This is a genomic window from Ensifer sp. Root142, assembly GCF_001426785.1.
Taxonomy (GTDB): domain Bacteria; phylum Pseudomonadota; class Alphaproteobacteria; order Rhizobiales; family Rhizobiaceae; genus Ensifer; species Ensifer canadensis.
Genome location: NZ_LMFK01000048.1, coordinates 260474 through 284929, shown reverse-complemented (window position 1 = coordinate 284929; position 24456 = coordinate 260474). Strand labels below are relative to the sequence as shown.

Annotated in this window: 24 protein-coding genes; 14 read left to right on the top strand and 10 right to left on the bottom strand. The window is 62.5% G+C overall.

Annotated elements, in window-relative coordinates; translation table 11 throughout:
• Positions 1–579: 579 nt before the first annotated feature.
• Both odc2 and ASD52_RS34890 read left to right on the top strand, forming a co-directional pair.
• Positions 580–1713, top strand: a complete 1134-nt coding sequence (odc2, locus tag ASD52_RS34895) for an ornithine/lysine decarboxylase (protein ID WP_025424885.1) — start codon at positions 580–582, stop codon at positions 1711–1713.
• 88 nt (positions 1714–1801) lie between these two features.
• A complete protein-coding gene (locus ASD52_RS34890) occupies positions 1802–2392 on the top strand; it encodes an N-acetyltransferase (protein ID WP_057226591.1) in 591 nt (196 codons plus the stop codon).
• Positions 2393–2487: 95 nt separating this feature from the next.
• On the opposite strand, the gene ASD52_RS34885 is transcribed toward ASD52_RS34890, so the two are convergent.
• Genes ASD52_RS34885 through ASD52_RS34870 form a run of 4 tightly spaced genes read right to left on the bottom strand, consistent with a single transcriptional unit; the run spans position 2488 to position 4369 of the window.
• Entirely contained in the window at positions 2488–2895 is a 408-nt protein-coding gene (locus tag ASD52_RS34885) for a VOC family protein (protein ID WP_025424883.1), read from the bottom strand.
• A gap of 29 nt (positions 2896–2924) precedes the next feature.
• Positions 2925–3497 carry a hypothetical protein gene (locus ASD52_RS34880; protein ID WP_025424882.1) on the bottom strand — a complete coding sequence of 191 codons (573 nt, stop codon included), beginning with the start codon at positions 3495–3497 and terminating at the stop codon, positions 2925–2927.
• Between the two features lies 1 nt (position 3498).
• Positions 3499–4128: a LysE family translocator gene (locus tag ASD52_RS34875; RefSeq protein ID WP_025424881.1), complete on the bottom strand. Its 630-nt coding sequence runs from the start codon at positions 4126–4128 to the stop codon at positions 3499–3501.
• A 31-nt stretch (positions 4129–4159) separates the two neighbouring features.
• On the bottom strand, positions 4160–4369 hold the full coding sequence (locus tag ASD52_RS34870) for a hypothetical protein (RefSeq protein ID WP_038575712.1): 210 nt from the start codon (positions 4367–4369) through the stop codon (positions 4160–4162).
• Between the two features lie 269 nt (positions 4370–4638).
• Between ASD52_RS34870 and ASD52_RS34865 the strand changes: the two genes are divergently transcribed.
• From ASD52_RS34865 to ASD52_RS34855, 3 genes are all read left to right on the top strand, one after another.
• Positions 4639–5085: a glyoxalase superfamily protein gene (locus ASD52_RS34865; RefSeq protein ID WP_082523599.1), complete on the top strand. Its 447-nt coding sequence runs from the start codon at positions 4639–4641 to the stop codon at positions 5083–5085.
• A gap of 315 nt (positions 5086–5400) precedes the next feature.
• A complete protein-coding gene (locus ASD52_RS34860; protein WP_025424878.1) occupies positions 5401–6534 on the top strand; it encodes a multicopper oxidase domain-containing protein in 1134 nt (377 codons plus the stop codon).
• Positions 6531–7718, top strand: coding sequence for a metal transporter (locus ASD52_RS34855; RefSeq protein ID WP_025424877.1), 1188 nt, complete (start codon positions 6531–6533; stop codon positions 7716–7718). The genes ASD52_RS34860 and ASD52_RS34855 overlap by 4 nt, the downstream gene beginning before the upstream one ends.
• Positions 7719–7942: 224 nt before the next feature.
• Here the strand turns inward: ASD52_RS34855 and ASD52_RS34850 are convergent, their stop codons facing one another.
• Both ASD52_RS34850 and ASD52_RS34845 read right to left on the bottom strand, forming a co-directional pair.
• Entirely contained in the window at positions 7943–8932 is a 990-nt protein-coding gene (locus ASD52_RS34850) for a WD40 repeat domain-containing protein (protein ID WP_025424876.1), read from the bottom strand.
• 110 nt (positions 8933–9042) lie between these two features.
• Complete coding sequence (locus ASD52_RS34845) at positions 9043–10137, bottom strand: GTP-binding protein (protein ID WP_025424875.1); 1095 nt, start codon at positions 10135–10137, stop codon at positions 9043–9045.
• A 198-nt stretch (positions 10138–10335) separates the two neighbouring features.
• Between ASD52_RS34845 and ASD52_RS34840 the strand changes: the two genes are divergently transcribed.
• The gene (locus tag ASD52_RS34840) at positions 10336–11427 is read left to right on the top strand and encodes a glycosyltransferase family 1 protein (RefSeq protein WP_025424874.1); all 1092 of its coding nucleotides are present in this window, start codon (positions 10336–10338) and stop codon (positions 11425–11427) included.
• A 31-nt stretch (positions 11428–11458) separates the two neighbouring features.
• Here the strand turns inward: ASD52_RS34840 and ASD52_RS34835 are convergent, their stop codons facing one another.
• From ASD52_RS34835 to ASD52_RS34825, 3 genes are all read right to left on the bottom strand, one after another.
• Entirely contained in the window at positions 11459–12337 is an 879-nt protein-coding gene (locus ASD52_RS34835; protein ID WP_025424873.1) for a glycosyltransferase, read from the bottom strand.
• A gap of 88 nt (positions 12338–12425) precedes the next feature.
• Positions 12426–13823, bottom strand: coding sequence for a hypothetical protein (locus tag ASD52_RS34830; protein ID WP_057207580.1), 1398 nt, complete (start codon positions 13821–13823; stop codon positions 12426–12428).
• A gap of 100 nt (positions 13824–13923) precedes the next feature.
• Positions 13924–14715, bottom strand: coding sequence for a creatininase family protein (locus ASD52_RS34825; protein ID WP_025424871.1), 792 nt, complete (start codon positions 14713–14715; stop codon positions 13924–13926).
• Positions 14716–14828: 113 nt separating this feature from the next.
• Between ASD52_RS34825 and ASD52_RS34820 the strand changes: the two genes are divergently transcribed.
• The 3 genes from ASD52_RS34820 to ASD52_RS34810 all read left to right on the top strand — a co-directional run bounded on the left by ASD52_RS34820 (position 14829) and on the right by ASD52_RS34810 (position 17541).
• Positions 14829–15326: a MarR family transcriptional regulator gene (locus tag ASD52_RS34820; protein ID WP_025424870.1), complete on the top strand. Its 498-nt coding sequence runs from the start codon at positions 14829–14831 to the stop codon at positions 15324–15326.
• A gap of 93 nt (positions 15327–15419) precedes the next feature.
• Positions 15420–16442, top strand: coding sequence for a LacI family DNA-binding transcriptional regulator (locus ASD52_RS34815; RefSeq protein ID WP_025424869.1), 1023 nt, complete (start codon positions 15420–15422; stop codon positions 16440–16442).
• Between the two features lie 130 nt (positions 16443–16572).
• Positions 16573–17541 carry a 2-hydroxyacid dehydrogenase gene (locus ASD52_RS34810; protein ID WP_025424868.1) on the top strand — a complete coding sequence of 323 codons (969 nt, stop codon included), beginning with the start codon at positions 16573–16575 and terminating at the stop codon, positions 17539–17541.
• A gap of 98 nt (positions 17542–17639) precedes the next feature.
• On the opposite strand, the gene ASD52_RS34805 is transcribed toward ASD52_RS34810, so the two are convergent.
• Positions 17640–18398: a gamma-glutamyl-gamma-aminobutyrate hydrolase family protein gene (locus ASD52_RS34805; RefSeq protein WP_025424867.1), complete on the bottom strand. Its 759-nt coding sequence runs from the start codon at positions 18396–18398 to the stop codon at positions 17640–17642.
• A 419-nt stretch (positions 18399–18817) separates the two neighbouring features.
• On the opposite strand from ASD52_RS34805, the gene ASD52_RS34800 reads away from it, so the two are divergent.
• The 5 genes from ASD52_RS34800 to ASD52_RS34780 all read left to right on the top strand — a co-directional run bounded on the left by ASD52_RS34800 (position 18818) and on the right by ASD52_RS34780 (position 24454).
• Positions 18818–21127: an EAL domain-containing protein gene (locus ASD52_RS34800; RefSeq protein WP_057226589.1), complete on the top strand. Its 2310-nt coding sequence runs from the start codon at positions 18818–18820 to the stop codon at positions 21125–21127.
• A 281-nt stretch (positions 21128–21408) separates the two neighbouring features.
• A complete protein-coding gene (locus tag ASD52_RS34795; protein ID WP_234907904.1) occupies positions 21409–22131 on the top strand; it encodes a hypothetical protein in 723 nt (240 codons plus the stop codon).
• Between the two features lie 189 nt (positions 22132–22320).
• The gene (locus ASD52_RS34790; RefSeq protein WP_025424863.1) at positions 22321–22545 is read left to right on the top strand and encodes an aa3-type cytochrome c oxidase subunit IV; all 225 of its coding nucleotides are present in this window, start codon (positions 22321–22323) and stop codon (positions 22543–22545) included.
• 341 nt (positions 22546–22886) lie between these two features.
• Positions 22887–24035, top strand: coding sequence for a Re/Si-specific NAD(P)(+) transhydrogenase subunit alpha (locus ASD52_RS34785; RefSeq protein WP_025424862.1), 1149 nt, complete (start codon positions 22887–22889; stop codon positions 24033–24035).
• A complete protein-coding gene (locus ASD52_RS34780) occupies positions 24035–24454 on the top strand; it encodes a proton-translocating transhydrogenase family protein (RefSeq protein ID WP_025424861.1) in 420 nt (139 codons plus the stop codon). The genes ASD52_RS34785 and ASD52_RS34780 overlap by 1 nt, the downstream gene beginning before the upstream one ends.
• Positions 24455–24456 lie beyond the last annotated feature (2 nt).

Genomic DNA, 24456 nt, shown 5'->3' with positions numbered 1-24456 from the left:
GATAGGCGAGGTCTTAAAATAAATCCAGTTCTTTCAAGCGTTTGTGGCGGTCACTGCGTCGCTGTCGATTGTTCAGTAAACGTGAACACTGACAGTGTTGCCGGTCTCGAAAAAAATTCAACAGCGGCCGCGAAAAAACTCTTGATTACGACAAGGTTTTTTCTTACCTACGCCCTTGCCCAAAGTCGCACGTGCCTGTGGGTGTCCGCCGACCCTCGATTAGGTGAGGGTATCGGTAAGGTACCTGGAACTAACCCCTCCAGTCGCTATTCCGGCCAACCGGGAAATGCGAGGACATCTTGAAGCAACGACGGTGCGGGCCTTTCTGGTGTCTGCCGGCTCTCCAACAGCCGGGGTTACTGAAGAGGCACACCTTCATTGCCGGAAGTGCGGTTGGGTTATCCCCTCCAATCCATGGCAGACAAAGCCGAATTGAAGCCTAGGCGGGCTTTGATTCACCGTTCGCGCATCGAGCGCATGCTTGGTTCCGGGGTCTCCACCGGCTGGTTCCAGAGCATTCGCGCGTATGCCCTTTGTCCTCCGCGAAAGCGGAGCATTTTGGATCAGGGGAATAAGGCCATGACCACGGCACGCATCATCGACTTCATCAACACCCGACGACCCGACGGCCCTTGCCTCGTTGTCGACCTCGACGTCGTGCGCAACAATTTCAAGGCCTTCCGCCACGCGATGCCGGACAGCTCGATCTATTACGCCGTCAAGGCAAACCCGGCGCCGGAAATCCTGCGCCTGCTCGCCGGCATGGGCTCCTCCTTCGATTGCGCGTCCGTCGCTGAAATCGAAATGGCGCTCGACGCCGGTGCGACCGCCCAGCGCATTTCCTATGGCAACACCATCAAGAAGGAGCGCGACATTGCCCGCGCGCACGCTCTCGGTGTGTCGCTCTTTGCCGTCGACAGCCATGAGGAAGTCGAGAAGGTTGCACGTGCCGCCCCTGGTGCCCGCGTGTTCTGCCGCGTCCTGACCGATGGCGAAGGCGCCGAATGGCCGCTGTCGCGCAAGTTCGGCTGCGTCCCGCAGATGGCTGTCGACGTGCTCGTCTACGCCCATCAGCATGGCCTCGTTTCCTACGGCGTCTCGTTCCATGTCGGTTCGCAGATGACGAAGCTCGACGCCTGGGATTCGGCTCTTGCCGATGCCAAGCGCGTCTTTGTGCAGCTGGCCAAGCAGGGCATCGAGCTCAAGATGGTCAACATGGGCGGTGGCTTCCCGACGAAGTACCTCAAGGACGTGCCGACCGCTGAAGCCTACGGCCAGGCGATCTTCGGCGCGCTGAAGAAGCACTTCGGCAACCACATCCCGGAAACGATCATCGAGCCGGGTCGCGGCATGGTCGGCAACGCCGGCGTGATCAAGGCGGAAGTCGTTCTCGTTTCGAAGAAGTCTGATAACGACAGCCACCGCTGGGTGTTCCTCGACATCGGCAAGTTCGGCGGTCTCGCCGAAACCATGGACGAGGCGATCCGCTACCCGATCCGCACGGCCCGTGACGGCGACGAAATGGAGCCCTGCGTGCTTGCCGGCCCGACCTGCGATTCGGCCGACGTGCTGTACGAGAAGAACATGTATCCGCTGCCGATCACGCTCTCGATCGGCGACGAGGTTCTGATCGAAGGCACCGGCGCCTACACCACGACCTACTCGGCCGTCGCCTTCAACGGCTTCGAGCCCTTGAAGTCCTACGTGATCTGATCCGGTTTGCTCCCGTCCTCGGGCGGGAGCGCCATTTCACAATTTCCTTAGATGCCGCCTGAAGCGGTTTTGATGACGGGAGGCCCGGATGGCCGCTGTTGTTGATGCCCTGCGCGCGTTTTTCGCGCCGTCCACATTCGTTATCGATAACGAAAACCCGGGTGACGTCGTTGCCCGCGAAAACCTGCTCGATCGGGCGATGGGGCCGGAGCGGCGTCGCAAGTCGTCGGAAAAGCTGCGCAGCGGCCGCGTGCCTGCCGAAGGCCTCGCCTTCGTCGCCCGCGATCTCGATGGTCACGTGATCGGCACCGTTCGCCTGTGGAATGTCGAGGCCGGCGTCAGCCGCGAAGGCCACAGCATTCCAGCCCTGCTGCTCGGTCCGCTGGCAGTCGATCCCGCCCATGAAGGCAAGGGCATCGGCGGCATGCTGATGCGTGCAGCGATCGAAGAGGCCAAGAACCGCGGTCACGGCGCGATCCTGCTGGTCGGGGATGCCGCCTATTACGAGCGTTTCGGCTTCTTCGCCGCGCGCACGCAGCATTTGGTCATGCCCGGTCCGTTCGAGCGCAACCGTTTCCTGGCGCTTGAGCTTCGGGATGCCTGGCTCGAGGGCGCTGCCGGCCTCATCGTCGCCAATGGCCGCAAGTTGGGGCTGCCGCCGGTCAGGCGCGCGGCCTGATCTCTTTCCGTCTCCAACCTGCGGGGGCGGATTTTTCGCTGCTCCCCCATCCGCCTCATGCGAGGGGTGGGGGAGCAGGTCATAAAAACCCGAGATCACGCCTCCGTGGCAGACGGTCGCGCGTCGTAGCAGACGAAGGCAAGCTTGTTGCCATCGGGATCGCGCACATAGGCGGCGTAGAAGCCGTCTCCGTATTGCGGGCGAAAGCCCGGTTCGCCCTCGACACTGCCGCCCTGTTCCATCGCCGTTGCAAACAGCCGGTCGATGATCGCAGCGCTTGGCACGAGGAACGCGGTCATGGCGCCATTGCCGATGCCGGCGGGATTTCCGTCGAAGGGATAGCCGGTGAAGAAACGCGGCGCGCGGTCATCATCCTTGCGTCCCCAGGACGCCACCTGCTCGTCGCACCAGCAGCGCTCCTGACCGATCAACGCCATCAGCGGATCGTAGAACCGTTCGGCGCGTTTGAGATCGGTCGTTCCGACCATCGTATATCCGATCATGTCTTCTCCCTTGTCTTGGCTGGCATCGCTCATACCTGGCTAAGGAAGGACCGTCCGCGCGGCGACAGCCGATAGCCGACCGTCAGGCTTTCCGTCAGCCCTAGTTCCTTCAGTTTGCGGATGCGTGGCTTGAGCTTGAGTTTATCCATGCCGACCTGTTCAGCGATCTCGGCGGCGGTAATCCCGTCGCGCGAAGCAATCAGGCGGAGTGTCGCTTCGGCCCAGATCTGACCGGCGGCCTCGTCAAAGCGGGCGAGCCTGGCGGCAATCTTGGCCCAGTCGGATTTCGCAAGCGTCGCGTCATCGCGCAAGGACAGACGCGGATCGTCGCCCGCGCGGTGGAAGGCGATGCGGTAAAGCGTGCCATCGGGCCTGCCGTCGAGTTCGGCGAGCAATGCCTCACGCGTCGGGAACCCGGCGCGACGTGCGTCCTCTATGCTGATGTCTTCGGCCTCGGTGGTCTCGATCGCGTCGATCGACAATATGCCGGCCGCTGTGCGCAGGCTGCCGCCGGCCTTGACTGTTGGCCTGGTCCAGCGCCGAAAGGCCAGTGTCACGTCGCCCTTGGCGATCTGGTAGAGAATGGCCTTGCGGAACAGCATGTCAGTTTGTGGCGCGGCGATAGAAAGCGAGGGAACCGGCAAGGGCAAGCAGGGCGCCGCCACAGATACGCTCGAGCCAGACGGCCCCGGAATGCTTGAGAAAACGAGCCGCCTGGGAGCCGAGTAGCGCGTAACCGAGCATCACGGCAAAATCGACAGCGGCGAAGACCAAGGCAAGTACTGCGTATTGCGGCGCCTGCGGCAAGGCGAGGTCAATGAACTGCGGCAGGAAGGCCGAGAAGAAGAGATAACCCTTCGGGTTGGTGACGGCGACCAGAAAGCTCTTCAGAAAAATCGCAGGCGTCGCGACGTCGGCGGCGCCTTTGTCGATGGCGACATCGAGCGTTCCCTTCGACCGCAACAGCATGACGCCGAGAAAGGCGAGATAGGCGGCGCCGAGCCATTTGACGACCGTAAACCAGAATTCCGAGGCAGCGAGTAGCGCGCCGAGACCCAGCGCCACCGCGCCGATCAGCACGAAATCCGAGAGAACGGCGCCGATCATGCCCACAAGCGCACGCTTGATGCCGTAGCGCGAACCGTTGGTCAGCGCCAACAGCACGGTCGGGCCCGGCGTGGCGATACCGATGAAAGCGACAAAGGCGAATGCGAGGATGGTTGTACCGCCCATGGGACACTCCGGTGTGCAGGGCGAATCTGTCTCACACCTTTGGCGTCGGAGCAACCGCCAGAATGCGTTCAGAAAGATCCACCGAGCGCGCGACGACGAGATCGACGCGATGGTCCTTCTCGGGATCGGTCTCGCGCTGGAGGGAGTGGGGGTAATCGACTTCGAGTTGAGGCTTCCTCTCCGGCCCGAGCAGCAGCGATGCCGTCAGCGCCTGCGTTTTGCGCGGTAGAGATAGGCGCAATAGGTGCTGCGTCTCGTCTTGAGACGATGAGCTGATGACCCCCAGACATGTTATCCGCTCTTTTTCTTCGTCGGCAAGGCAAAACGCCGGATTTGACAGTTCAGGTCGCTGGCCCTAATGGACGCGGAGGGCAAGGGCCCCTGCCGTCCGCGAGCGTCATGCTTTGGTGAAGCCCTTCTTTCAGACACGGTCAGCCGAAACGGCATGCGAACCGGTGGCAATGCGGGCTCCCATCTCTGATAATGCATGCCGCAGCAGGAGACCCTGTCATGATGCGCGGATCAAACACGCTACCATCGCTCGATGCCCTCAAGGACCAGGCGAAACGCCTGCGATCGCGGCTATCCTGCGAAGGCGAGAATATCAACCACTCCCGTTCCCTCGAACTGGTCGCCGCCCAATATGGCTACCGCGATTGGAACACGCTTCACGCTGCCGCCGGCAATCGGCCGCCGTTCAATCCCTGGATGCTCGGCTCGCGGGTGAAGGGCCTTTATCTCGGTCAGCCCTTCGAAGGCGAAATCCTTTCAGTGCAGGCGCTGACGGCCCAGCCGGGGCGCTACCGGTTGACGATGAAATTCGACGAGCCGGTCGATGTCGTTACCTTCGAGAGTTTCTCCGCGTTTCGCCAGCGGGTGACCGCGACGGTCGACGAGACCGGGCGCACGATCGAGAAGACGTCCAACGGCCGCCCACAGTTGGAGCTGGAATGGTGAGCGGCCCTTGCTGCTGCCGTGCGATCATCACGGTTGCGACTTGCCGGATGTTGGCTTTTCAGCAGACTTCCCCGAAGCCAAGTGCTTCGGGGACTTAATCACCGTAGCTTTTCGCGCGACGATACCCCACTGATGCACCAATCCGTTCATCGCATCCGTTGGCATCATCATTAGTTGCGAATGAGTTGCATTTGCATTATCAATGTAGTTGCGAACGGTTCGCAATAAGGCGAGCCGATCAAATCGGGCCTTGTGGCATCGCCTCTGCAATCCGGAGCGGACACGTGGAGCCGTATCGGGCGAGGGGCGACTTCTATGGACAATTCGGTGAGGCAAGATCTGCTGAAACGGCGCAGCCTGCTGATGGGTGGGCTGGCGGCCGCCGGCGGCACCGCGATCTGCGCCGGCGCGGCGCCGGCGCAGATCGCGTCCCACGGTGGCGGCCACCAGATGGCCGCGCGGGCGTCCGAAGGCATGGCGGCACCGATGCCGGCGATGGGGCACGGCGCCATGATGACGGTCGGCGACGTCGATAACACCGCCAACGGTTTCGATCCGACCGACATGCTGACCGACTGGGACACCGGCACCGTCTCGGTACTGCCGGATGGGCGAACGCTCCGGACCTTCGAGATGGCTGCCGAGGATCGCGACATCGAAATCGCGCCGGGCATCACCTTTCCGGCCTGGACCTATAACGGCCGCGTGCCTGGCCCGGCGCTTCGGGCCAAGGAGGGCGAGCGCCTGCGCATCGTCTTTCGCAACTACGCCTCACACCCGCATTCGATCCACTTTCACGGCATTCACGCGGCGCGGATGGATGGCGTACCGGGGGCCGGCATGGTCGATCCCGGCGATGAGTTCGTCTATGAATTCGACGCCAAGCCTTTCGGCTGCCATCTCTATCATTGCCATGCGATGCCGCTGCGTCGGCATATCCACAAGGGCATGTACGGCGCCTTCGTCATCGACCCGGACCCGGAGCGCCATCCGGATCAGATCGACGTCGCCCGCTCGCGGCTCATCGGCACGCCGGAGAACGCCGGCTGGCAGGAACTGGTGATGGTGATGAACGCCTTCGACACCAACTTCGATGCCGAAAACGAATTTTACGCGGTCAACACCGTCGCCCATGCCTTCATGAAGCGGCCCATCCGGATCGTGAAAAGCAAGCCGGTGCGCATCTACCTCATCAATGTCATCGAGTTCGATCCGATCAATTCGTTCCATCTGCACGCGAACTTCTTCGATTATTACGACCAGGGAACGACGTTGACGCCGACGCTTAGAACTGTCGACCTCATCACCCAGTGCCAGGCACAGCGCGGCATTCTGGAGTTCACCTTCGCCGAGCATGAACCCGGCCTCTACATGTTCCATCCGCACCAGACCGAGTTTACCGAACTGGGTTGGGTCGGCATGTTCGACGTCGTGGAGGCGCTGGCATGAACGAAACCCTGCCGAGGGCCGCTATCCGTGCGGCGAAAACCAATCTGGTTTGGCTGGCGCTGCCGCTCATCGCGTTGGCCATCGCCGTCGCCTGGATCCTGTCGGCCGATCCGCTGTCGGGCTTTCGCAACGGCGCGCCGCCGGTGGAAAACCTGACCTTCGAACGAACCGTGCTCGACGACAGCGGCCTTCGCCTCTTGGTTCGCGCCGGTGGATCGGAGCCGATGACGGTGGCGCAGGTTCAGGTGGATGACGCCTACTGGCAATTCACCCAGGATCCGCCTGGTCCGATCGCGCGGGGCAAGGCGGCATGGCTGAGCCTGCCCTTCCCATGGATGCTGGGCGAGGCGCATGCGCTGAAGGTGGTGACCAACACTGGCGCCACCTTCGCCCACGACATTGCCGTTGCCGTGCCGACGCCGCAGGCGACGGCAGGTCAATTGCGACTGCAGGCGCTGGTTGGCATCATCGTCGGCATCGTGCCGGTCGCCGTCGGCCTGATGTTCTACCCGCTGCTGCGTGGCGTCGGCCAGGCGGGCATGGCGTTTCTATTGTCGCTGACGATCGGCCTGCTCGCCTTCCTGCTGATCGATGCAAGTGCGGAAGCCCTGGAACTGGCGTCGCAGGCCGCGGCAATTTTCCAGGGGCCGGTCATGGTGGTGCTTGCGGGGCTTGGCAGCTTCCTGTTGCTGATGGCGATCGGCCGGCGCGGCGGCGTGCCGACCGGGCTGGCGCTTTCCACCTATATCGCGCTTGGCATCGGGCTGCACAATCTCGGCGAGGGGCTGGCTATCGGTGCTGCCTTTGCCGCAGGATCGGCCGGGCTCGGTACCTTCCTGGTGCTCGGCTTCGCCCTGCACAATGTGACCGAAGGCATCGGCATCGCCGCGCCGATCCTGAAACAGCGGCCCTCGCTATGGGTCTTTGTCGGCCTGACGCTGCTTGCCGGCGGGCCGGCGGTGATCGGCATGTGGCTCGGCAGCCTGGCAACGTCGGCGCAATGGTCGGCGCTGGCGCTGGCGATCGGGGCCGGCGCGATCCTGCAGGTGATCGTCGAGGTCAGCGCTTACCTGATGCGCCAGAGCGGAAAGCGGATCGAGGTCCTCCTGACGCCGCCCGTCATGAGCGGGCTCGTTGCCGGCGTCGCCTTCATGTACGTGACCGCGGCAGTGGTGAAAATCTGATTGTTTGTGGATCGCTGTCATGAGCGATTTGGCGGCCCCTCATCCCGCTGCCGCGACCTTCTCCCCGCAGGCGGGGAGAAGGGACTCGTGGCGCGGTTTCGTCCGGCCAGATATTTCGGCATTCTTTGACAGAGCGTATGCCACGTCCCCTCGCCCCGCTTGCGGGGAGAGGGTTAGGGTGAGGGGCAACTGCGCTAACGCCGTCGAAGAGCGTCGAGCGAATGTTATCCGGCGATATCGACGATGCCGCAGTCGCCCTCGGCCGAGCCGAAAACGAGCTGGCGCCCGTCCTTGCTCCAGGCCATGGCGGTGACCGCACCCTTGCCGGGACGGCGCAACAGCACTTCCTTGCTGTCGGCGAAACGGGCGGCGAGGATCATGCCGTCCTGATAGCCGATGGCGACGATGTCTTCGGCCGGATGACAGGCGACGGAAGTCACCATGATGTCGGCGCGGGTGCCGAGTTCCAGCGGCGCCTTGCCCATCGGTCCGTCTTTGCCCTGGAAGGGCCAGACGATGGCGGCCGGCGCGCCCGAAGATGCGAGCCACTTGCCCTTCGCGGACCAGGAGAGCGACTTCACCTTGGCCGGGTAGCCGGTCATGCGCATGTGGCGTGCCTCGCCGCCGGGCTTTGCGTCGAGCTTCCAGCCGTGCAGGGCATTTTCCTGCATCGTGGTCACGAGGAAACGGCCGTCGGGCGAGAAGGTGACGCCGGTATGGGCGCCCTTCCAGTCGAGATCAATCGGCTGGCCCGCGGTCGCGACCCAGTGCATCGACACGCCGTTGTAGCGGGCGGCGGCAACACGCAAGCCCTTCGGCGCAAAGGCGACGCCCTCGACCGTGCGCTCCTCGGCAAATTCTTTCGTCGTGCCGTCGGCCAGCCGCACATGGGTGGTCTTGCCATAGGCATAGCCGACGGCGCCCTGCGGGCCGGCTGCGACTTGGGCGATCCACTTGCGCGGCGCTTCGGCAACCAGCGTCGCGGTGCCGTCGGCAGCCGTGCGCATCACCTTGCCGTCCTCGCCGCCGGTCAGAAGCGTTTCGTTCGCCTCGTCGAGAACCAGAGACAGCAGGCCCTCGTGGACTTCCGTCGTCTTGTGGCCGTGGTCGAGGCGGTGGATGGCGCCGGTGGCTTCGGCGAAGAAAGGTATGCCCTTGAGAAAGGCCACGCCAACGACGTGGCCTTCGAGATCGAGCGGAGCGACTGTCGGCATCAGATTGTCATGGTCCCCTGGTTCGGCATGCTGTTGGAGCATGATGCCGAAAAGGACCGACGCCATGCTCTCCTTAATTTGATCTTAGAGCCGCATCGCGGCTTCCGGAATCAGGCTGAAGCTTCGCAGGCCTTGAACGTGCGCTCCAGCTTTTCGCGGTCGAGGTCGCGGCCGATGAAGACCAGGCGGCTTTCGCGCTTTTCGCCTTCCTTCCAGGCACGCTGATGGTCGCCCTCGATGATCATGTGCACGCCCTGCACGACATAACGCTCGGCGTCGCCGGCAAAGGCGATGATGCCCTTCAGGCGCAGGATGTTCGGGCCGTCCGTCTGGGTGATCTTCTGGATCCAGGGGAAGAAGCGATCAGCGTTCATCTCGCCGCCGCGCAGCGAGATCGATTGCACCGTCACATCATGGATCGGCGAGGGGGCGTGGTCATGGTGGTGATGGTCGTGATCATGATGGTGGTGATGATCATGGTCATGATGATCGTGGTGATCGTGGCCGCAATCCGGGCCGCAGGTGTGATCGTGCTCGTGATCGTCCTGGTCGAGGAAATGCGGGTCGTTTTCCAGCGCTCTCTCAAGGTTGAACGCGCCCTGGTCGAGAACCTTGGTGAGGTCGATCTCGGAGCGCTGCGTTCTGTAGATGCGGGCCGACGGATTTATGACGCGAACCGTCGCCTCGATCCGCTCCAGCTCTTCCGGGCTGACGAGGTCGGTCTTGTTGAGGAGCACGACGTCGGCAAAGGCGATCTGGTCTTCGGCCTCGCGGCTGTCCTTCAGCCGGAGCGGCAGGTGCTTGGCGTCTACCAGCGCGACGACGGCATCAAGCTCGGTCTTGGCGCGCACATCGTCGTCCATGAAGAAGGTCTGGGCGACCGGAACCGGATCGGCAAGACCGGTGGTTTCCACGATGATCGCATCGAAGCGACCGGGCCGGCGCATCAGGCCTTCCACCACGCGGATCAGGTCGCCGCGCACGGTGCAGCAGACGCAGCCGTTGTTCATCTCGTAGATTTCCTCGTCGGATTCGACGATCAGGTCGTTGTCGATGCCGATCTCGCCGAATTCGTTGACGATGACGGCGTATTTGCGCCCGTGGTTCTCGCTGAGGATGCGGTTCAACAGCGTCGTCTTGCCGGCGCCGAGATATCCGGTGAGCACGGTGACGGGAATCGGCTTCTGCGGGGATGTTTCGGTCATGGGAACCTCTGGGATCTCGGGATGCGGGGAGCGGGCATCCATGTCGCGTTTCATATAGGAGATGCGGCGGCGATGCGCAAATGGCGAAGCCGATTTTGGCCACGCCTTTGCCGCCTCCGGGACGGGCGAACCGGGCAGCGATAACGCTCCTTTCATCAAAATCAGGGAGAGTTCGCGTCCTACCGAAGGGGTGCATGCGTGAAGACGATTTCCATCAACGGCCGGTTCCTGACTCAGCCGCTCACCGGCGTGCAGCGCTTTGCCCGCGAGATCACCCGCGCGCTCGATGCCCGCATTGCCGCGGGCGACGTGCCGCCGGCGCTGAAGGATGTGCGCTGGCGGTTGCTGGCTCCAGCGTCCGCGCCGGATGATCTGCCACTGTCGGCGATATCGATCGAGCGTTTCGGCTCAGGCCCGGGCCATCTCTGGGAGCAGGGGCCGCTCTATTGGCGGACGCGGCGCGATACGCTGGTCGGCCTCGGGGGCAGCGGACCGGTGCTGCATTCCGACCAAGTGGTGGTGATCCACGACGTCACGCTCTTCCGTCATCCGGCTTCCTTCGGGCGCGGCTACCGGCTGTTCCACGGCGCGCTCGGCTACATCCTGACGCGTCGCGCGAAGATCGGCACCGTTTCCTATTTTTCGCGCGGTGAACTGGCGGATGTCTTTCGCGTTCCAGCATCGGGTATTGACGTGATCTACAACGCCACAGATCACTTTTCCGACCTTCAGCCGGACCGGGAGATCGTTGCGAAGCTGGGGCTTGCCGAGACCCCCTTCTTCCTTCTCGTCGGCACACTGAAGCCCAACAAGAACGTCGAGTTTGCGGTGCGTGCCTTCGAAGCCCTGGGTGCTACCGGCAGCAAGCTCGTGGTCGTCGGCGGTACGGATCCCAGCGTTTTTCGCGACATCGCCCCGACGTCGCGGGGCAACCTGATCTTTCCCGGGCGGCTGACGGACGCCGAGATCGCCGGGCTGCAGCGCCACGCCACCGCCTTCCTGTTCCCGAGCCTCTATGAAGGGTTCGGTATCCCGCCGCTCGAGGCGATGACACAAGGGTGCCCGGTGCTGGCCGCTGACATACCCCCGGTCAGGGAAGCCTGCGGCGAGGCGGCTCTCTATTTCGATCCGGCGAAGGCGGAAACCCTCGTCGAGGTTATGCGGAAGATATCCGCCGATGATGCGCTTCGGCGACAGCTGGGGCGTTCGGGGCATGAAAATGCAATGCGGTTCTCATGGAACGCAAGCGCGGTCATTCTGCTCAACCTGCTGGTCGCAGGGCAGGGCTGACTAGCTTGCTTATTCGGAACTGAACGCGCGATTAGAGTTCGAGTGTGCGCAGCGGATCTATCCTGCCGCGTAGGAGATCTACGAGGGCGATAAGGTTTCCCTTAAGGCGGCCCCGTCTGTCGACAAGCCCCTGAGATTTCAGACTGCCGACGATGTTTGCGGCGATGTTGGAGCTCAAAAGCTTCAATGCCCAGCCCAGACCGACCGTGCCTTTGCGGAAAAGGTAGAGCGGGTTTGCCACCTGTGAGTAACCGAAGCGCAAACCCGAAGTACGTCCCCGTTTGTTGCCGAGATGGACGCCGCGCAGGGTGGCGCTGCGCACAATGCGGCCGTGGCGGGCGAGGCGGCGGCAGAAGTCGACATCCTCCTGCCAGCCGTAAAGCGGCAGGTTTTCGTCGAAGCGGGTGGCGTCGGCTTCAATGGCCGACACGCGAAAAACCATATTGCAGCCATAGGCGTTGTAAACGGGTTCGAGGGTGGCCTGTCTGCCCGTTGCCCGATCGCGCGCAAGGATTTCCAACCCTTCCTTGACCGGGATGCCCGGGCCATGAATGCCATCGGCCAGCACCAGGCCGGTCGCCACGGCAATGTCGGCCCTCTTCTCGAAGAGGGTTTCGACTTCAGCCAGAAAATCGCACTGGGGCAGGAAATCATCGTCGAAAAACACGATGATATCGGCGGTCCCCGTGTGGTCGAGGATGGCGTTGCGCTGCGCACAGGAGCCCTTGCTGCCCGTGACCAGGGTGATCTCCGATGCGAGCGTGCTGACAAAGTCGAGATCGACGTCCTGCGGCGACGAGGGGCAGACGAGGATCGCGTCCGCCTGGCGATCCTGCCGGCTCAGGTGCAGCAGTGTTTCGGACAGCACTTCGCGGCGACCCGCCGTGGCTATTCCGACAATGATCTTCATGGTGTTCTTCGCCTCTCGGTTTGCCCAGATCTAAACCGAAAGAGGTTCAGTTTTCCTTATCGCGCCCGGTTCACTATCGCGCCCGAGATCACGCGGCGGTTGACGCGCGCATGCCGAGCCGCAGGCGATTGAGCGCCAAGAGGCAGCAGACCCCACCAATGACAATCCCGGCGGCAGTAGCGACGGTGGCGGACCGGTAAGACAGCACGAAGGCGACAATGGTGACTCCAAGGCCGGCAGCGGCGAGGAGAACCGGCGACCAGGTGAAGTCGAAGGGCAAGGTCGCCATCAGGCGCAGGCCGATCAAGGATGCGAATATGGCGCCGAGCGCGCCGCCTGCCATCAGTGTGGCGGCGCTTGGCGCCAAAAGGAACGCGCTGGCAAGCGCGAAGAGATTGAGAAGCGCGCAGTCGATGGCCGCGAGCGCGAAGATCGCGGTCAGGCGCTGCTTCAAGTGCAGCGGTGTCGGCAGCATGATCTGGGTCAGAACGCGCGCGAGCGAAAGGATAATGACGAACGGGGCCGTCGCGAGGAAGCCGGCCTGCAGGTCAGGGCTGATGACCAGCCATGTCGCCGGCACCAGAACGGCGAAGATGCCTGCCGCCATCATCAGCGCGAAGCTGGTGAGCAGCGCGTAGTATTGTCCGAGCTCACGGCGAAGCGCCAGGGTATCGCCGCCCTTGTCGTGAGCAGCGACGATTTCGGGATACTGGATCGCCTGGAGGGCGGAGACGATCAGCACGAACGGGCGCTGCAGCAGATCGAGCGCCAGCAGCGCACCGGCAGCGCCGCCGGGGCCGAGGACCGAGGTGAATATCGCCTTCAGCGCAAGCGGTGCAAACATCGAGGCGCTGGCGGCACCCGCCGAAACGCTGCCATAGACGAGGTGCTTTCGCACGCGCGCCATGTCGAGCGAGGCGGAAGGCCGCGGGCCTGATCTGCGCGAAAGTAGGGTTGCGAGCAGAGCGTAGAGAGCATAACCGCCAAGCAGGCCGGTGACCGTCGACAGGAAGGTTGGCGATACGAGCGCGCCGATCAACGTTCCCGCCGCCAGGATGGTGGCGCGAGATCCCTGGAGTACCGAGAAGGCGCGAAAATCCTGGCGGAAGCGCAGCATGGTCAGGTGCAGGTCGCTGCCGCCTTGCGCAACGGCAACGAGGCCGCCGACCAGCGCCACCAGCGGCGAGACGCCGAAGGCGAGCGACGCGGCCGCAGCGACAAGGCAGAAAAGCGCGCAGGCCGCTGCCTCCGCAACGATCGTTCGCCGCTCCGCCGCTTCGATTTCCGCCGTCTGGCCGGGATAGAAGCGCATGCAGGAGAAACGCACCCATTCGAAAGCGGCGATCGCGCCGAATTGGCTGAGCGAGATGAACAGCGAATAGGCGGCATAGTCGACTGGGGCCAGCCAGTGGGCGACGACGATCAGCAGGCCGAAGGCGATCAGGGCCTGGTAGAAATAGGCGCCGAGCGCGATGATCTTCGCCATGGGGTTCCGGCCTAGCGCCGCCTGTCGTCGTTTGCTGCTGTCCATGCTGATAGCGCAAAAGCACAAACAAAGTGTTTTGTCGGCGCGCCCTGCCGGTCCTTCAGGCGAATTCGGTCATGTCGAAGTCGGCGACATCGGTCAAAAGCTCGATCACGCCCGTAACCGCGTGGGCCAGCAACTGTTCGCCGCGCGCCGCGGTTGCCACCGAGGCATTGCCGGCAACACCGTCACGGTTGAGGTCGGACATCTTCCAGCCGAAGGCATGCGGGCCATAGGCGCGCAAATGCCGGAAGCGTCCGGCGTAGTCGCTCTGGCGCGAGGGGAAGGCGCGGGCTTTCGCCATCTCGACCTTTTCGGGATGGAGCGCCAGCATCACCGACGTCTCGATCTCGCCGCCGTGAATGTCGATCGCCTTGTCTTCGGGCGCGATCCAGCCATCTGGCTGGCCGAAACGGGTCCAGCTGGTCGCCACCGCCAGCATGCCGAAACGCACTCGCGCCTCAGTCGCAACGATCGTCATCAGCGGCGAATTGCCGCCATGGGCGTTCAGCATCACGAATTTGCTGAGGCCGAGACCGTGCAGGTTTTCGGCGATCCCAAGCCAGCGACGCACGGCTTCGTCGTAGCCGAGCGACCGGCTGCCGGCCACATCCATATGCTCGATCGAATAGCCGACGGGTTCGGTCGGCAGGAAAGTAACGGGCAAGTTCGCGGGCAGGGCGGCGATGCAGCGTTCGACAATACCCTCGGCAATCAGCGTGTCCGTATCGAAGGGCAGATGCGGTCCATGCTGCTCATGGGCGCCGAGCGGCAGCACGGCGATCCAGTCGCGGCGGGCCTGTTGCGGAAGATCGGTCGGATTGTCCTGCCATCGGGCTTGGGGCATCGACATCTCTCTTCGATCCTTCACGTCAATTGTCGTAAAAATGTTATTTGAGTCATACAGTTCGTAATCGCAAGCTGTATTGCTATAAATGTCTGAGGCGGGATTCGGCAGGAGGTCCAATGGGCAAGAAGAACAAGGCCGAAAAGAAGGGCAAGAACGGCAAGAAGAAGGACGATCTTCTCGCCGAACCGCACGATCTTGCCTCGATCCTTGTCCAGGCGGCGCGTTCGATGCGCACGGTGATGTCGCGCAATCTGCTCGAAAGCGGTCTCTATGCCGGCCAGGACGGTGTGATGCTGGCGCTTGCCGAAATGGACGGGCTGACGGCGGGCGGGCTTGCCGCCAAGCTCGGCGTCAAGGCGCCGACGATGACGCGCACGATCGGTCGCATGGAAGCGCAAGGTTTCCTCGAGCGGCGCCCTGATGATGACGATGCGCGGCTGACCAAGGTCTATCTCACCGAACCGGGGCGCAACCGGCTGCAGACGATCGCCGAGGCCGGCCAGCATTCGGAAAACCTTGCGACGCGCGGACTGACCGACAAGCAGGTGCGCACGCTGATGAAGCTTTTGCGGGCTGTCGACAGCAACCTGCAGGCGGCACGCGCAGCCGACTGAGCCTTGTTTCGCGGCATATTGCGGCGGCGATTTAAACAGTTTAAATAGGATTTAAATTTGAGGGTAGGCAACTAGGCTTAAACAGGGGGCATCGTGGCGCAAAAAGTCAAGCTTTCGACGATCGCGGAAACACTCGGTCTTTCGACGGCAACAGTATCCCTGGCATTGCGTGACAGCCCATTGGTGGCGACCCTCACACGCGATAAGATCAAGGAGCAGGCCCGCGCACTCGGTTATATCTATAACCGCCGCGCTGCCAGCCTCAGAACCTCCCGGTCCGGCATCATCGGCGTCGTCGTGCACGACATCATGAACCCGTTCTACGGGGAAATCCTGAAGGCGATCGAAGCGGAGCTCGACCGCGACAAGCAGACCTTCATCCTCTCCAACCATTACGATTCGGTCGACAAGCAGCGCGATTTTATCGAAACGCTGCTGCAGCTCGGCGGCGACGGCGTCATCATGTCGCCGGCGATCGGCACGCCGCCGGAAGATATCCAGCTTGCCGAGGACAACGGCATGCCGGCGATCCTGATCGCCCGTTCGATTGAGGGGCTCGACGTGCCGATCTTCCGCGGCGACGACGCCTATGGCATCTCGCTGGCGACCAACCATCTGATCGGCCTTGGCCATCGCTGCATCGCCATGGTCGGCGGCACCGACCAGACCTCGACCGGTCGCGACCGCTATCAGGGTTATGTCAACGCGCTGCGCAAGGCCAACATCGAGGTCGATCCGGAATTGCGCATTCCCGGCCCGCGCTCCAAGCAGGGCGGCTTCGAGGCGGCTGTGCATCTGCTGTCGCTGCCGCAGAAGCCGACCGCAGTCGTCTGCTGGAACGATCTGGTGGCGATCGGCATGATGAACGGCATCGCGCGTGCGGGCCTTGTTCCAGGCGTCGATATCTCCGTCACCGGCTATGACGACCTCGAGGAGGCCTCGATCGCGACACCGGCGCTGACCACCGTCTGGAACGGCCAGGCCGATGTCGGCCGCAGTGCGGCACGCGCACTTCTCGACAAGCTTTCCGGCAGCCACGAACCCGACGGCATCCACCTGATCAAGCCGGAAATGCGCATCCGCCAGTCGACAGGCCCGTTGCGCGTCACCGCCTGAAGAAATCCCTAATGCATGTCGCGCAAAAGTGTGCAGCGGTTTTGCGAAGGCGACATGCACAAAAGCAAGAACCTAAAGTGCGGCAAGCGAATCCTGGAGATCGCGACGCGCTTTAATACCAGGAGTGCCCATGTCCGCGAGCCTTCCCCGCATCCTCGTGCCCGGAAAAATCAACGAACAGGTGCTGCTGCGGTTGCCCGAGATGTTCGAGATCGTGCGGCTGGACCGTGCGGACCCTGACCTTGTGACGGCAGACATGGCCGATATCAGGGGTATCGCCGTCTCTGGCCGCGTTCCCGCCGGTCTGATGGATGCGCTGCCCGGTCTTGAGATCGTTGCCAATTTCGGTGTCGGTTATGACGGGGTCGACGTGAAACATGCCGCCTCCAAGGGCATCGTCGTCACCAACACGCCTGACGTTCTGAGCGAAGAGGTCGCCGATACCGCCATCGGCCTGCTCATCAACACGCTGCGCCTGCTGCCGCAGGCGGAACAGTGGCTGCGCCAGGGGCGTTGGGTGCGGGATGGCGCCTTTGCGCTTTCGCCCTTGTCATTGCGGGGTCGCACGGTCGGGCTTTACGGCCTCGGACGCATCGGGCTTGCCATTGCCAAGCGGCTCGAAGCCTTCGGCGTCTCGGTCGCCTACCATACGCGCAGCCCACGCGATGGGCTTGCCTATGCCTATCACCCGACGCTCGAACGGCTTGCCGCCGCCGTCGATACGCTTGTTGTCATTGTTCCGGGAACGGAGGCGACACGAAAGACGGTCAACGCCGCGGTGCTTTCGGCACTGGGAAGCAATGGCGTCCTGATCAATGTCGGGCGCGGCTCGACGGTTGACGAGGCAGTGCTGGTCTCAGCACTTCAGGCCGGTGTGATTGCGGGGGCGGGGCTCGACGTTTTCGACAACGAACCGCATGTGCCCGATGCGCTGCTGGGGTTGCCGAATGTTTCGCTGTTGCCGCATGTGGCGTCGGCTTCGGTTGTTACCCGCAACGCCATGGCGGATCTGGTGGTCGATAACCTCATGGCCTGGTTTTCGACCGGCAAGGCACTGACGCCAGTGCCGGAAACGCCGTTCACGCGCCGAGCCGGTTAAAGCGTTGCCGGTTCAGACGGAGGTGCAGAAACGCTCCATCTCTTTGTTTTTGCGCATTTGCTGATGGAAAACCGCTTCGCACTTTTCCTGGAAATGCCCTAGGCGGCCATGCGCCGCGCCGCGTAGGCGCGCACGGCATCGCCGAAAGCCCTGAACAGGCTCGCCGACGGTGCGTCCGTCCGCACCCAGTATTCCGGATGCCATTGCACGCCGACGGCGAACGCCTTGGCGCCAATCACCGAGACCGCCTCGATGGTGCCATCGTCGGCAACGGCTTCGACGGCGAGGCGCGGCGCCGTTGCGCCGATGGCCTGGCGATGCAGGGAATTGACGCGAACGCGACCGGCACCCAGCACCGGCGCAAGACAGCTGCCTTCCTTGACGATCACGTCCTGGCGGATGCCGTAGGCGACATCCAGCTCGGAAACGTCGGGCTTGCGGTGATCCCAGACACCCGGCTGCTCCTGGATTTCGCTTGCGAGCGTGCCACCGAGGGCAACGTTGAGCTCCTGGATGCCGCGGCAGATGGCAAACAGCGGAACGCCGCGCTCGAGCGCGCGCCGGATCAACGGCAGGCTGGTGGCATCGCGGCCAGGATCGAAGGGGCCGTCGGTGTCCTTGGCCTCGCGGCCGTAGAGCGAGGGATGAACGTTGGATCGGGCGCCGCTTGCCAGCACGCCGTCGACGCGATCGAGGATCTCGTCGATATCGTTGCCGGTCTCAAGCGCCGGAATGAGGAAGGGCATGACGCCGGCGCCTTCGACGGCGGCACGGACATACTGGTTGGCAACGACATGCCAAACATTGCCGTCGAATTCGCGGAAATCGCAGGGGATGGCAACGACAGGTTTCGACATCATCAGGCTCCGTATCTCGCTTTGCAAAGCCTTGCCGCCAGATGTGGCTGAAAGTCAACTGCGAAGCGCGCAGATGTGATGGTGATACCGGCCGCAACTAGGCTCGTATGTGCATGGCAGGAATTGATGCGTTTTCTTCAGCTTTGGGTAACCACATCCTGAGTGAATCGGTGGATATGATGTTTGCCAAGCAGAATTGCCTTAAATACAATGTCAGAAAGCAAAACGTGATTTTGTCTATGCATGGTTGTAGAAGGCATCCGCCGGCCGTTGGTTTCGCAATACTAGGTTGAGTTTGGGAAAAACTCCCATGGGGCACCGTTTGAATGTTGCAATACAAGGCTTGGAGGCGGTGTTTTCACGAAATCTTTCGTTAAATCATCGCCTCTAAAAATCCGGAAAACCGGAGCTATGGGTTCATGACGCGCAATGAACGGGGCGCTCTCCCGACGGATGTCTATCTGTCGTCCGTGAGCTCGCTCTACGAACATCGCAGGACTCTGCTGATCGGCATGCTTTCGCATGTCGTGACTTTCGTGCTCGTCTATTTCAAGACCACCGACCCGCTCTATCTCTTCTGCACGGCCGCCATCGTTGTGCTCTGGGGGCTGCGCAACCTCGACATGGCGCGCTTTGATCGCCAGGATTTCTCCAACGCCGACCGAGCGATGGTCCGGGAATGGGAGAATCGCTACATTCTCGGCGGCGTCAGCGTGACGCTCACCTGTGGTATTGCCTGCGGCTACGCGATCGCCGTCAGCCGGGATTCCTTCTCGGAACTGGCCTGCATCTCCGTCACGCTCGCGTCGATGATCTCGCTGGTCGGGCGAAACTACGGCTCCGAACGGGCGGTGCTGCTTCTGTCCTCGTCCGCCTGCCTGCCGATCGTGATCGGGCTGATCACGCTTCAGGATGGTTTCATGCTCATCCTGGCGGTTCTGATCCTGCCATTCATCTTTTCGACCTGGATGATGGCCAACAATGTGCGCGCGTTTCTCTACGAGAACGTGCTGGCCGCCCGAGAAATCGCAACGATCGCCGGCCAGTTCGACGCAGCACTCAACAACATGACGCACGGGCTGCTGATGCTCGACCGCGACAACCGGATCGTCGTTGCCAACGAGCGCGCCTGCGCGCTGCTGATGCTGGGCGACAAGGCCGACCTGAGGGATCGGCTGCTGGATGACGTCGTGCGCCGCGGCGTCCGGCGCATGTCGCTCAGTGTCGAAGAGACGCGCGCGATCTCGCGGCAGCTCGACCTTCTGATCAAGGGCAAGAAGACTCAGGTTCTGGTGCCGGTCACCGACAACCTCTTTCTCGAGTTTTCCGCTGGGCGACACGAGAACGGTGAGGTCGTGCTGATATTCGAGGACGTGACCGCACGCGTCCAGGCCGACAGACAGATCCTTCAGATGGTGCGCTTCGACACGCTGACCGGCTTGCCGAGCCGCGATTACTTCGCCGAACTTGCCCACAGCGCTGTGGCGCTCGAAGGCAAGGAGGACGTCGAGGTCGGGCTGATGGTGCTCGACGTTGCCGAGTTCAAGCATGTCAACGACATGCGCGGCCACATCGTCGGCGACAGGCTATTGCAGGCGATTGCCGGGCGGCTGAAGACACTGGTCGGCAATACGGCGATCGCCGCGCGCCTGATGGGCGACGAATTCGTCGTCTTCTTCCCCAACAGGATGCATCGGCCGGATCTCGAAGAGCAGATGCGCGCGGTTCACGCCGGGTTGCGCGGTGCCTATATGGCGAATGGCTTTACCTTCAACGTGACCATGAGCGCCGGCGTCGTTCTCGTGCCGAGCAGCGCCTTCCGGCTGGAAGAACTCCAGATCAAGGCCGATCTTGCGCTGTCGGAAACCAAGGCACGCAACAAGGGCGGCTGCACCGTATTCGAAGAAGAGATGGATGCCCGCTATCTCGACCGCCAGAAACTGAAGAGCGATCTGCGCGATGCGATCAATGCTGGTGCCCTGACGCTTTCCTACCAGCCGATGTTCACGCCGAACGGCGCGCGTCTCGAATGCTGCGAGGCTTTGGCGCGCTGGACGCATCCCGAGCGCGGCCCGGTACCGCCGAATGTCTTCATCCAGCTTGCCGAGGAACTGGGGCTCGTCACCGAGATCACCCGCTTCGTGCTGGAGCAGGCGTGCAAGGATTGCATGGGCTGGCCCGGCGAGGTTTCCGTTTCGGTCAATCTGTCGGTGCTCGACCTGCGCAGCAACGACATCGTCACGGTGGTGGCGGATACGCTGCGGGCCACCGGGCTCGATGCTTCGCGGCTGCATCTCGAAGTCACAGAGAGCTGCCTGATGGATGAGCCGGCCAAGGTGCAGGCCATTCTCGGCGAGCTGCGTGACAGCGGCATAACGATCGCCATCGACGATTTCGGCACAGGCTATTCCAGCCTCAGCTACCTGGATGCGCTGCCGGTCAACATCATCAAGATCGATCGCTCTTTCGTGCGCAACATCCGCGAGGACTCGCGCCGCTTCAAGCTGCTGCGCGGCACAGCCAACCTCGGTCGTGCTCTCGGCCTGAAGATCGTCGTCGAGGGTGTGGAGACGGCGGATCAATTGCAGCTGATCAACGACTACCACTGCGCCGATCTGATACAGGGTTTTGTGTTCGCGGCCCCGATGCCGGCGTCCGCCATCGCGGCCTTCTGCAAGAATGGTGTCCAGAAACCGGTCACCACGCCGTCAAGCAAGCGTATCGCCTGACAACTCGCCACGTCGCCCGTCATTTCCTCCGCGATCCGCGTCCTCCATCCTCTTCCTTGCTCCGCCGCTTGTCCAAGATGGTGAGGTGGCGGGCTTAACCAATCGTTAACCATAAAACTTTACGAAATATTAAGGTTAACAATAGGTTAATCGTAATGTGTGCCATTTTGTTGTTGCTGCTGTGCCGACCGTCAATAGGTTAACGATCTGTTAACCATGAGGGTCAGGAAATGGGTGAAGGTCTTCACCGGGCGGAGCCTGGGAGTTTTTCTGAGAAGCTGATGCTTCTTCTCGATCGCGTCGAATACCGGCGGGTCGAGACGGGCGAGGACATGGAGGATATCGCCCGGCTCCGCTACAAGGCCTACAAGGCCGTCAATCTGATGGAACTCACCGGCTCGACCTTGATCGACGATCTCGATTTCGACAGTCACGCCTATGTCTTCGGTATCTATCTCGACGAGAACCTGGTCAGCACGGTGCGTGTTCATCACGTGACGCCTGAGCACAGGGCGAGCACGTCTGGGCTGATCTTCGGGCCCGAGATCGACGTCTTTCTCGACGCGGGCATGGTGCTGGTCGACCCCGGCCGGTTGGCTGTCGACCCCGATGTCACCGGCGACGAGATGCGCGCGCTTCCCTACCTGACGCTGCGCCCGGTGGCGATGGCATGCGAATACTTCACCGCCGACCGGTGCCTGACCGCCTGCCGGCCGCGGCATGCGGCGTTCTACAAGCGCATTTTTGCGTCGGAGACCGTTGTCGCCAAGCGCGAGAACCTCGGCGTCTACAATGCCGACGGTGCGCTGCTGGTTGCGCAGGTGAGGGGGCAGCGGCCCTCGATCCTCGATCGCTATCCGATCTTCGATTCGGAGCCGTTCGAGCGTCGCCTGATGTTCGCGGGCCGACAGGAAGTGCCGTTCGCGCCTTTGACGATTCTGCCGACGGCGCGGATCGCACAGAACGGTTCCGGCCGTTCCTATCGCACATCCGTATTCCGCTAGAGACGCACGCGGCATATCGCCCCAGGTGACCGGGCGCAGCGGCGGGTTTTCGTTGCGCCCGGGCCTGGCATTGTGTATGGGCAGCTAAAGGGCTTCCGTGCGGTTTTCCGCCAAAGCCGTTTCGTGGATCAAGGTTGAAGGGCGGCGAGGGCCAAGGGTCGGGCCGCAGCATTCTGGGAGAATTGGACGATGGCTGAGCATCATTCTGGACCGGTCGAAATGGGCGCTCCGATGGATTATGCGGAACACGAGAAGACCTACAATTTCTTCCTCAGTGCAACGAAATACCTCACGCTGTTCTGCGTGGCTCTGCTGATCGCCATGGCTGCCGCCTTCTTCACCACGATGGGCTTCTTCAGCTCGCTGGTGCTGTTCATCCTTATCAACGTCGCTGGTTTCTTCTTCCTTCGTTAATCGGCACTACTGACACGACTTGCCAGGGACAGGCCGGGTGGAGGCTTGCCCTTGGCTGCCGGACTCAAGGTCCGGATTGAAGCCGCATGACATCGACCGGGAGCGTCGATGGTCTTGCTTCGGCTGATGAAAGTTCGCAGCGCCTTGAAGCGTTCGTTGGAGAACGCGCGGCGCTTATCCTCACTGCGTGAGGGGGAGAGTGGAGGACAGGCTGAGCCTGTCTCCAGGGGAATGTGTGCTTTGCACATGGGAGGGCGCCTGCTCGCATGAGCGGCCGCTTTGCAGTCGGACAGGATGCCCGCATTCCAGCCTTGGCTCGATTGCGGCCAGGGAGGGGACTTGTGAGCGAAATTGTCTTTATTGCCAAGGAAACGGATCCGAACGAGGGTCGCGTTGCGGCATCGCCGGATAGCGTGAAGAAACTGAAAGGGCTGGGCTTCGACGTCGTCGTCGAGACCGGCGCCGGGTTTCTGTCGCGTATTCCGGATACAGAATATGAGAAGGCTGGTGCCAGGATCGGTGCTGTTGCCGATGCGAAGACGGCGGATGTCGTCCTTCGGGTTCGCCGGCCGAACAGCGCCGAAATCGCCGGCTATAAGTCCGGCGCCATCGTCATCGCCATCATGGATCCCTACGGCAACGAGGATGCGGTCGCCGAAATGGCCAAGGCCGGCCTTAGCGCCTTTGCGATGGAGCTGATGCCGCGCATCACCCGCGCGCAGTCGATGGACGTGCTGTCGAGCCAGGCAAACCTTGCCGGCTACCAGGCGGTGATCGATGCGGCCTGCGAATATGACCGGGCGCTGCCGATGATGATGACGGCGGCCGGCACGGTTCCCGCGGCGAAGGTCTTCGTCATGGGTGCCGGCGTTGCCGGCTTGCAGGCAATCGCGACGGCCCGCCGTCTCGGCGCCATGGTTTCGGCGACCGACGTGCGTCCCGCCGCCAAGGAGCAGGTGGCCTCGCTCGGCGCCAAGTTCATCGCCGTCGAGGACGAGGAATTCAAGGCGGCCGAAACCGCCGGCGGCTACGCCAAGGAAATGTCCAAAGAGTATCAGGCGAAACAGGCGGCACTCGTCGCCGAGCACATCGCCAAGCAGGACATCGTCATCACCACGGCGCTGATCCCGGGCCGGCCGGCGCCGCGCCTCGTCACGCGCGAAATGTTGAAGGCGATGAAGCCTGGTTCCATTGCGGTCGACCTCGCTGTCGAGCGCGGCGGCAACGTCGAAGGCGCCGAGGCCGGCAGGGTCGCCGATGTCGAGGGCGTCAAGGTCATCGGCCACCTCAACGTGCCCGGTCGGATCGCCGCATCGGCTTCCGGTCTCTACGCCAAGAACCTCGTGACCTTCCTCGAGACCATGGTCTCCAAGGAAACGAAGGCGCTGGCGCTCAACATGGAGGACGAGCTCGTCAAGGCGACGGCGCTCACCCATGGCGGCGCCATCGTCAATGCGAATTTCGAGCCGAAGAAGAAGGGGGATCTTTGATGGCGAACGAAGCATTGGAAAAAGCGCTCGATGCGCTCGACAAGGCGGTTGCCGCTGTCCAGCAGGCAGCGCTGAACCTTCCCGATGCCGCGGAAGCTGCCGGCGCGCTCGCGCACGGCGCCACCGGCGGCGCAATTGATCCGTTCGTCTTCCGACTGGCGATCTTCGTCCTGTCGATTTTCGTCGGCTACTATGTCGTCTGGTCGGTGACGCCGGCCCTGCACACGCCGTTGATGGCGGTCACCAACGCGATCTCTTCGGTCATCGTCGTTGGTGCACTGCTCGCCGTCGGCATCTCGGCCTCCGGGCTTGCGACCGGTTTCGGTTTCATCGCGCTCGTGCTCGCCTCGGTCAACATCTTTGGCGGCTTCCTGGTCACCCAGCGCATGCTCGCCATGTACAAGAAAAAAGACAAGTGAGG

Excerpts from the sequence above, each read along its gene's own strand:
- odc2 (WP_025424885.1), top strand. The coding sequence starts at position 580 with ATGACCACGGCACGCATCATCGACTTCATCAACACCCGACGACCCGAC.
- ASD52_RS34890 (WP_057226591.1), top strand. The coding sequence starts at position 1,802 with ATGGCCGCTGTTGTTGATGCCCTGCGCGCGTTTTTCGCGCCGTCCACA.
- ASD52_RS34885 (WP_025424883.1), bottom strand. The coding sequence starts at position 2,895 with ATGATCGGATATACGATGGTCGGAACGACCGATCTCAAACGCGCCGAA.
- ASD52_RS34880 (WP_025424882.1), bottom strand. The coding sequence starts at position 3,497 with ATGCTGTTCCGCAAGGCCATTCTCTACCAGATCGCCAAGGGCGACGTG.
- ASD52_RS34875 (WP_025424881.1), bottom strand. The coding sequence starts at position 4,128 with ATGGGCGGTACAACCATCCTCGCATTCGCCTTTGTCGCTTTCATCGGT.
- ASD52_RS34865 (WP_082523599.1), top strand. The coding sequence starts at position 4,639 with ATGATGCGCGGATCAAACACGCTACCATCGCTCGATGCCCTCAAGGAC.
- ASD52_RS34860 (WP_025424878.1), top strand. The coding sequence starts at position 5,401 with ATGGACAATTCGGTGAGGCAAGATCTGCTGAAACGGCGCAGCCTGCTG.
- ASD52_RS34855 (WP_025424877.1), top strand. The coding sequence starts at position 6,531 with ATGAACGAAACCCTGCCGAGGGCCGCTATCCGTGCGGCGAAAACCAAT.
- ASD52_RS34850 (WP_025424876.1), bottom strand. The coding sequence starts at position 8,932 with ATGCCGACAGTCGCTCCGCTCGATCTCGAAGGCCACGTCGTTGGCGTG.
- ASD52_RS34845 (WP_025424875.1), bottom strand. The coding sequence starts at position 10,137 with ATGACCGAAACATCCCCGCAGAAGCCGATTCCCGTCACCGTGCTCACC.
- ASD52_RS34835 (WP_025424873.1), bottom strand. The coding sequence starts at position 12,337 with ATGAAGATCATTGTCGGAATAGCCACGGCGGGTCGCCGCGAAGTGCTG.
- ASD52_RS34830 (WP_057207580.1), bottom strand. The coding sequence starts at position 13,823 with ATGGCGAAGATCATCGCGCTCGGCGCCTATTTCTACCAGGCCCTGATC.
- ASD52_RS34825 (WP_025424871.1), bottom strand. The coding sequence starts at position 14,715 with ATGTCGATGCCCCAAGCCCGATGGCAGGACAATCCGACCGATCTTCCG.
- ASD52_RS34820 (WP_025424870.1), top strand. The coding sequence starts at position 14,829 with ATGGGCAAGAAGAACAAGGCCGAAAAGAAGGGCAAGAACGGCAAGAAG.
- ASD52_RS34810 (WP_025424868.1), top strand. The coding sequence starts at position 16,573 with ATGTCCGCGAGCCTTCCCCGCATCCTCGTGCCCGGAAAAATCAACGAA.
- ASD52_RS34805 (WP_025424867.1), bottom strand. The coding sequence starts at position 18,398 with ATGTCGAAACCTGTCGTTGCCATCCCCTGCGATTTCCGCGAATTCGAC.
- ASD52_RS34800 (WP_057226589.1), top strand. The coding sequence starts at position 18,818 with ATGACGCGCAATGAACGGGGCGCTCTCCCGACGGATGTCTATCTGTCG.
- ASD52_RS34795 (WP_234907904.1), top strand. The coding sequence starts at position 21,409 with ATGCTTCTTCTCGATCGCGTCGAATACCGGCGGGTCGAGACGGGCGAG.
- ASD52_RS34790 (WP_025424863.1), top strand. The coding sequence starts at position 22,321 with ATGGCTGAGCATCATTCTGGACCGGTCGAAATGGGCGCTCCGATGGAT.
- ASD52_RS34780 (WP_025424861.1), top strand. The coding sequence starts at position 24,035 with ATGGCGAACGAAGCATTGGAAAAAGCGCTCGATGCGCTCGACAAGGCG.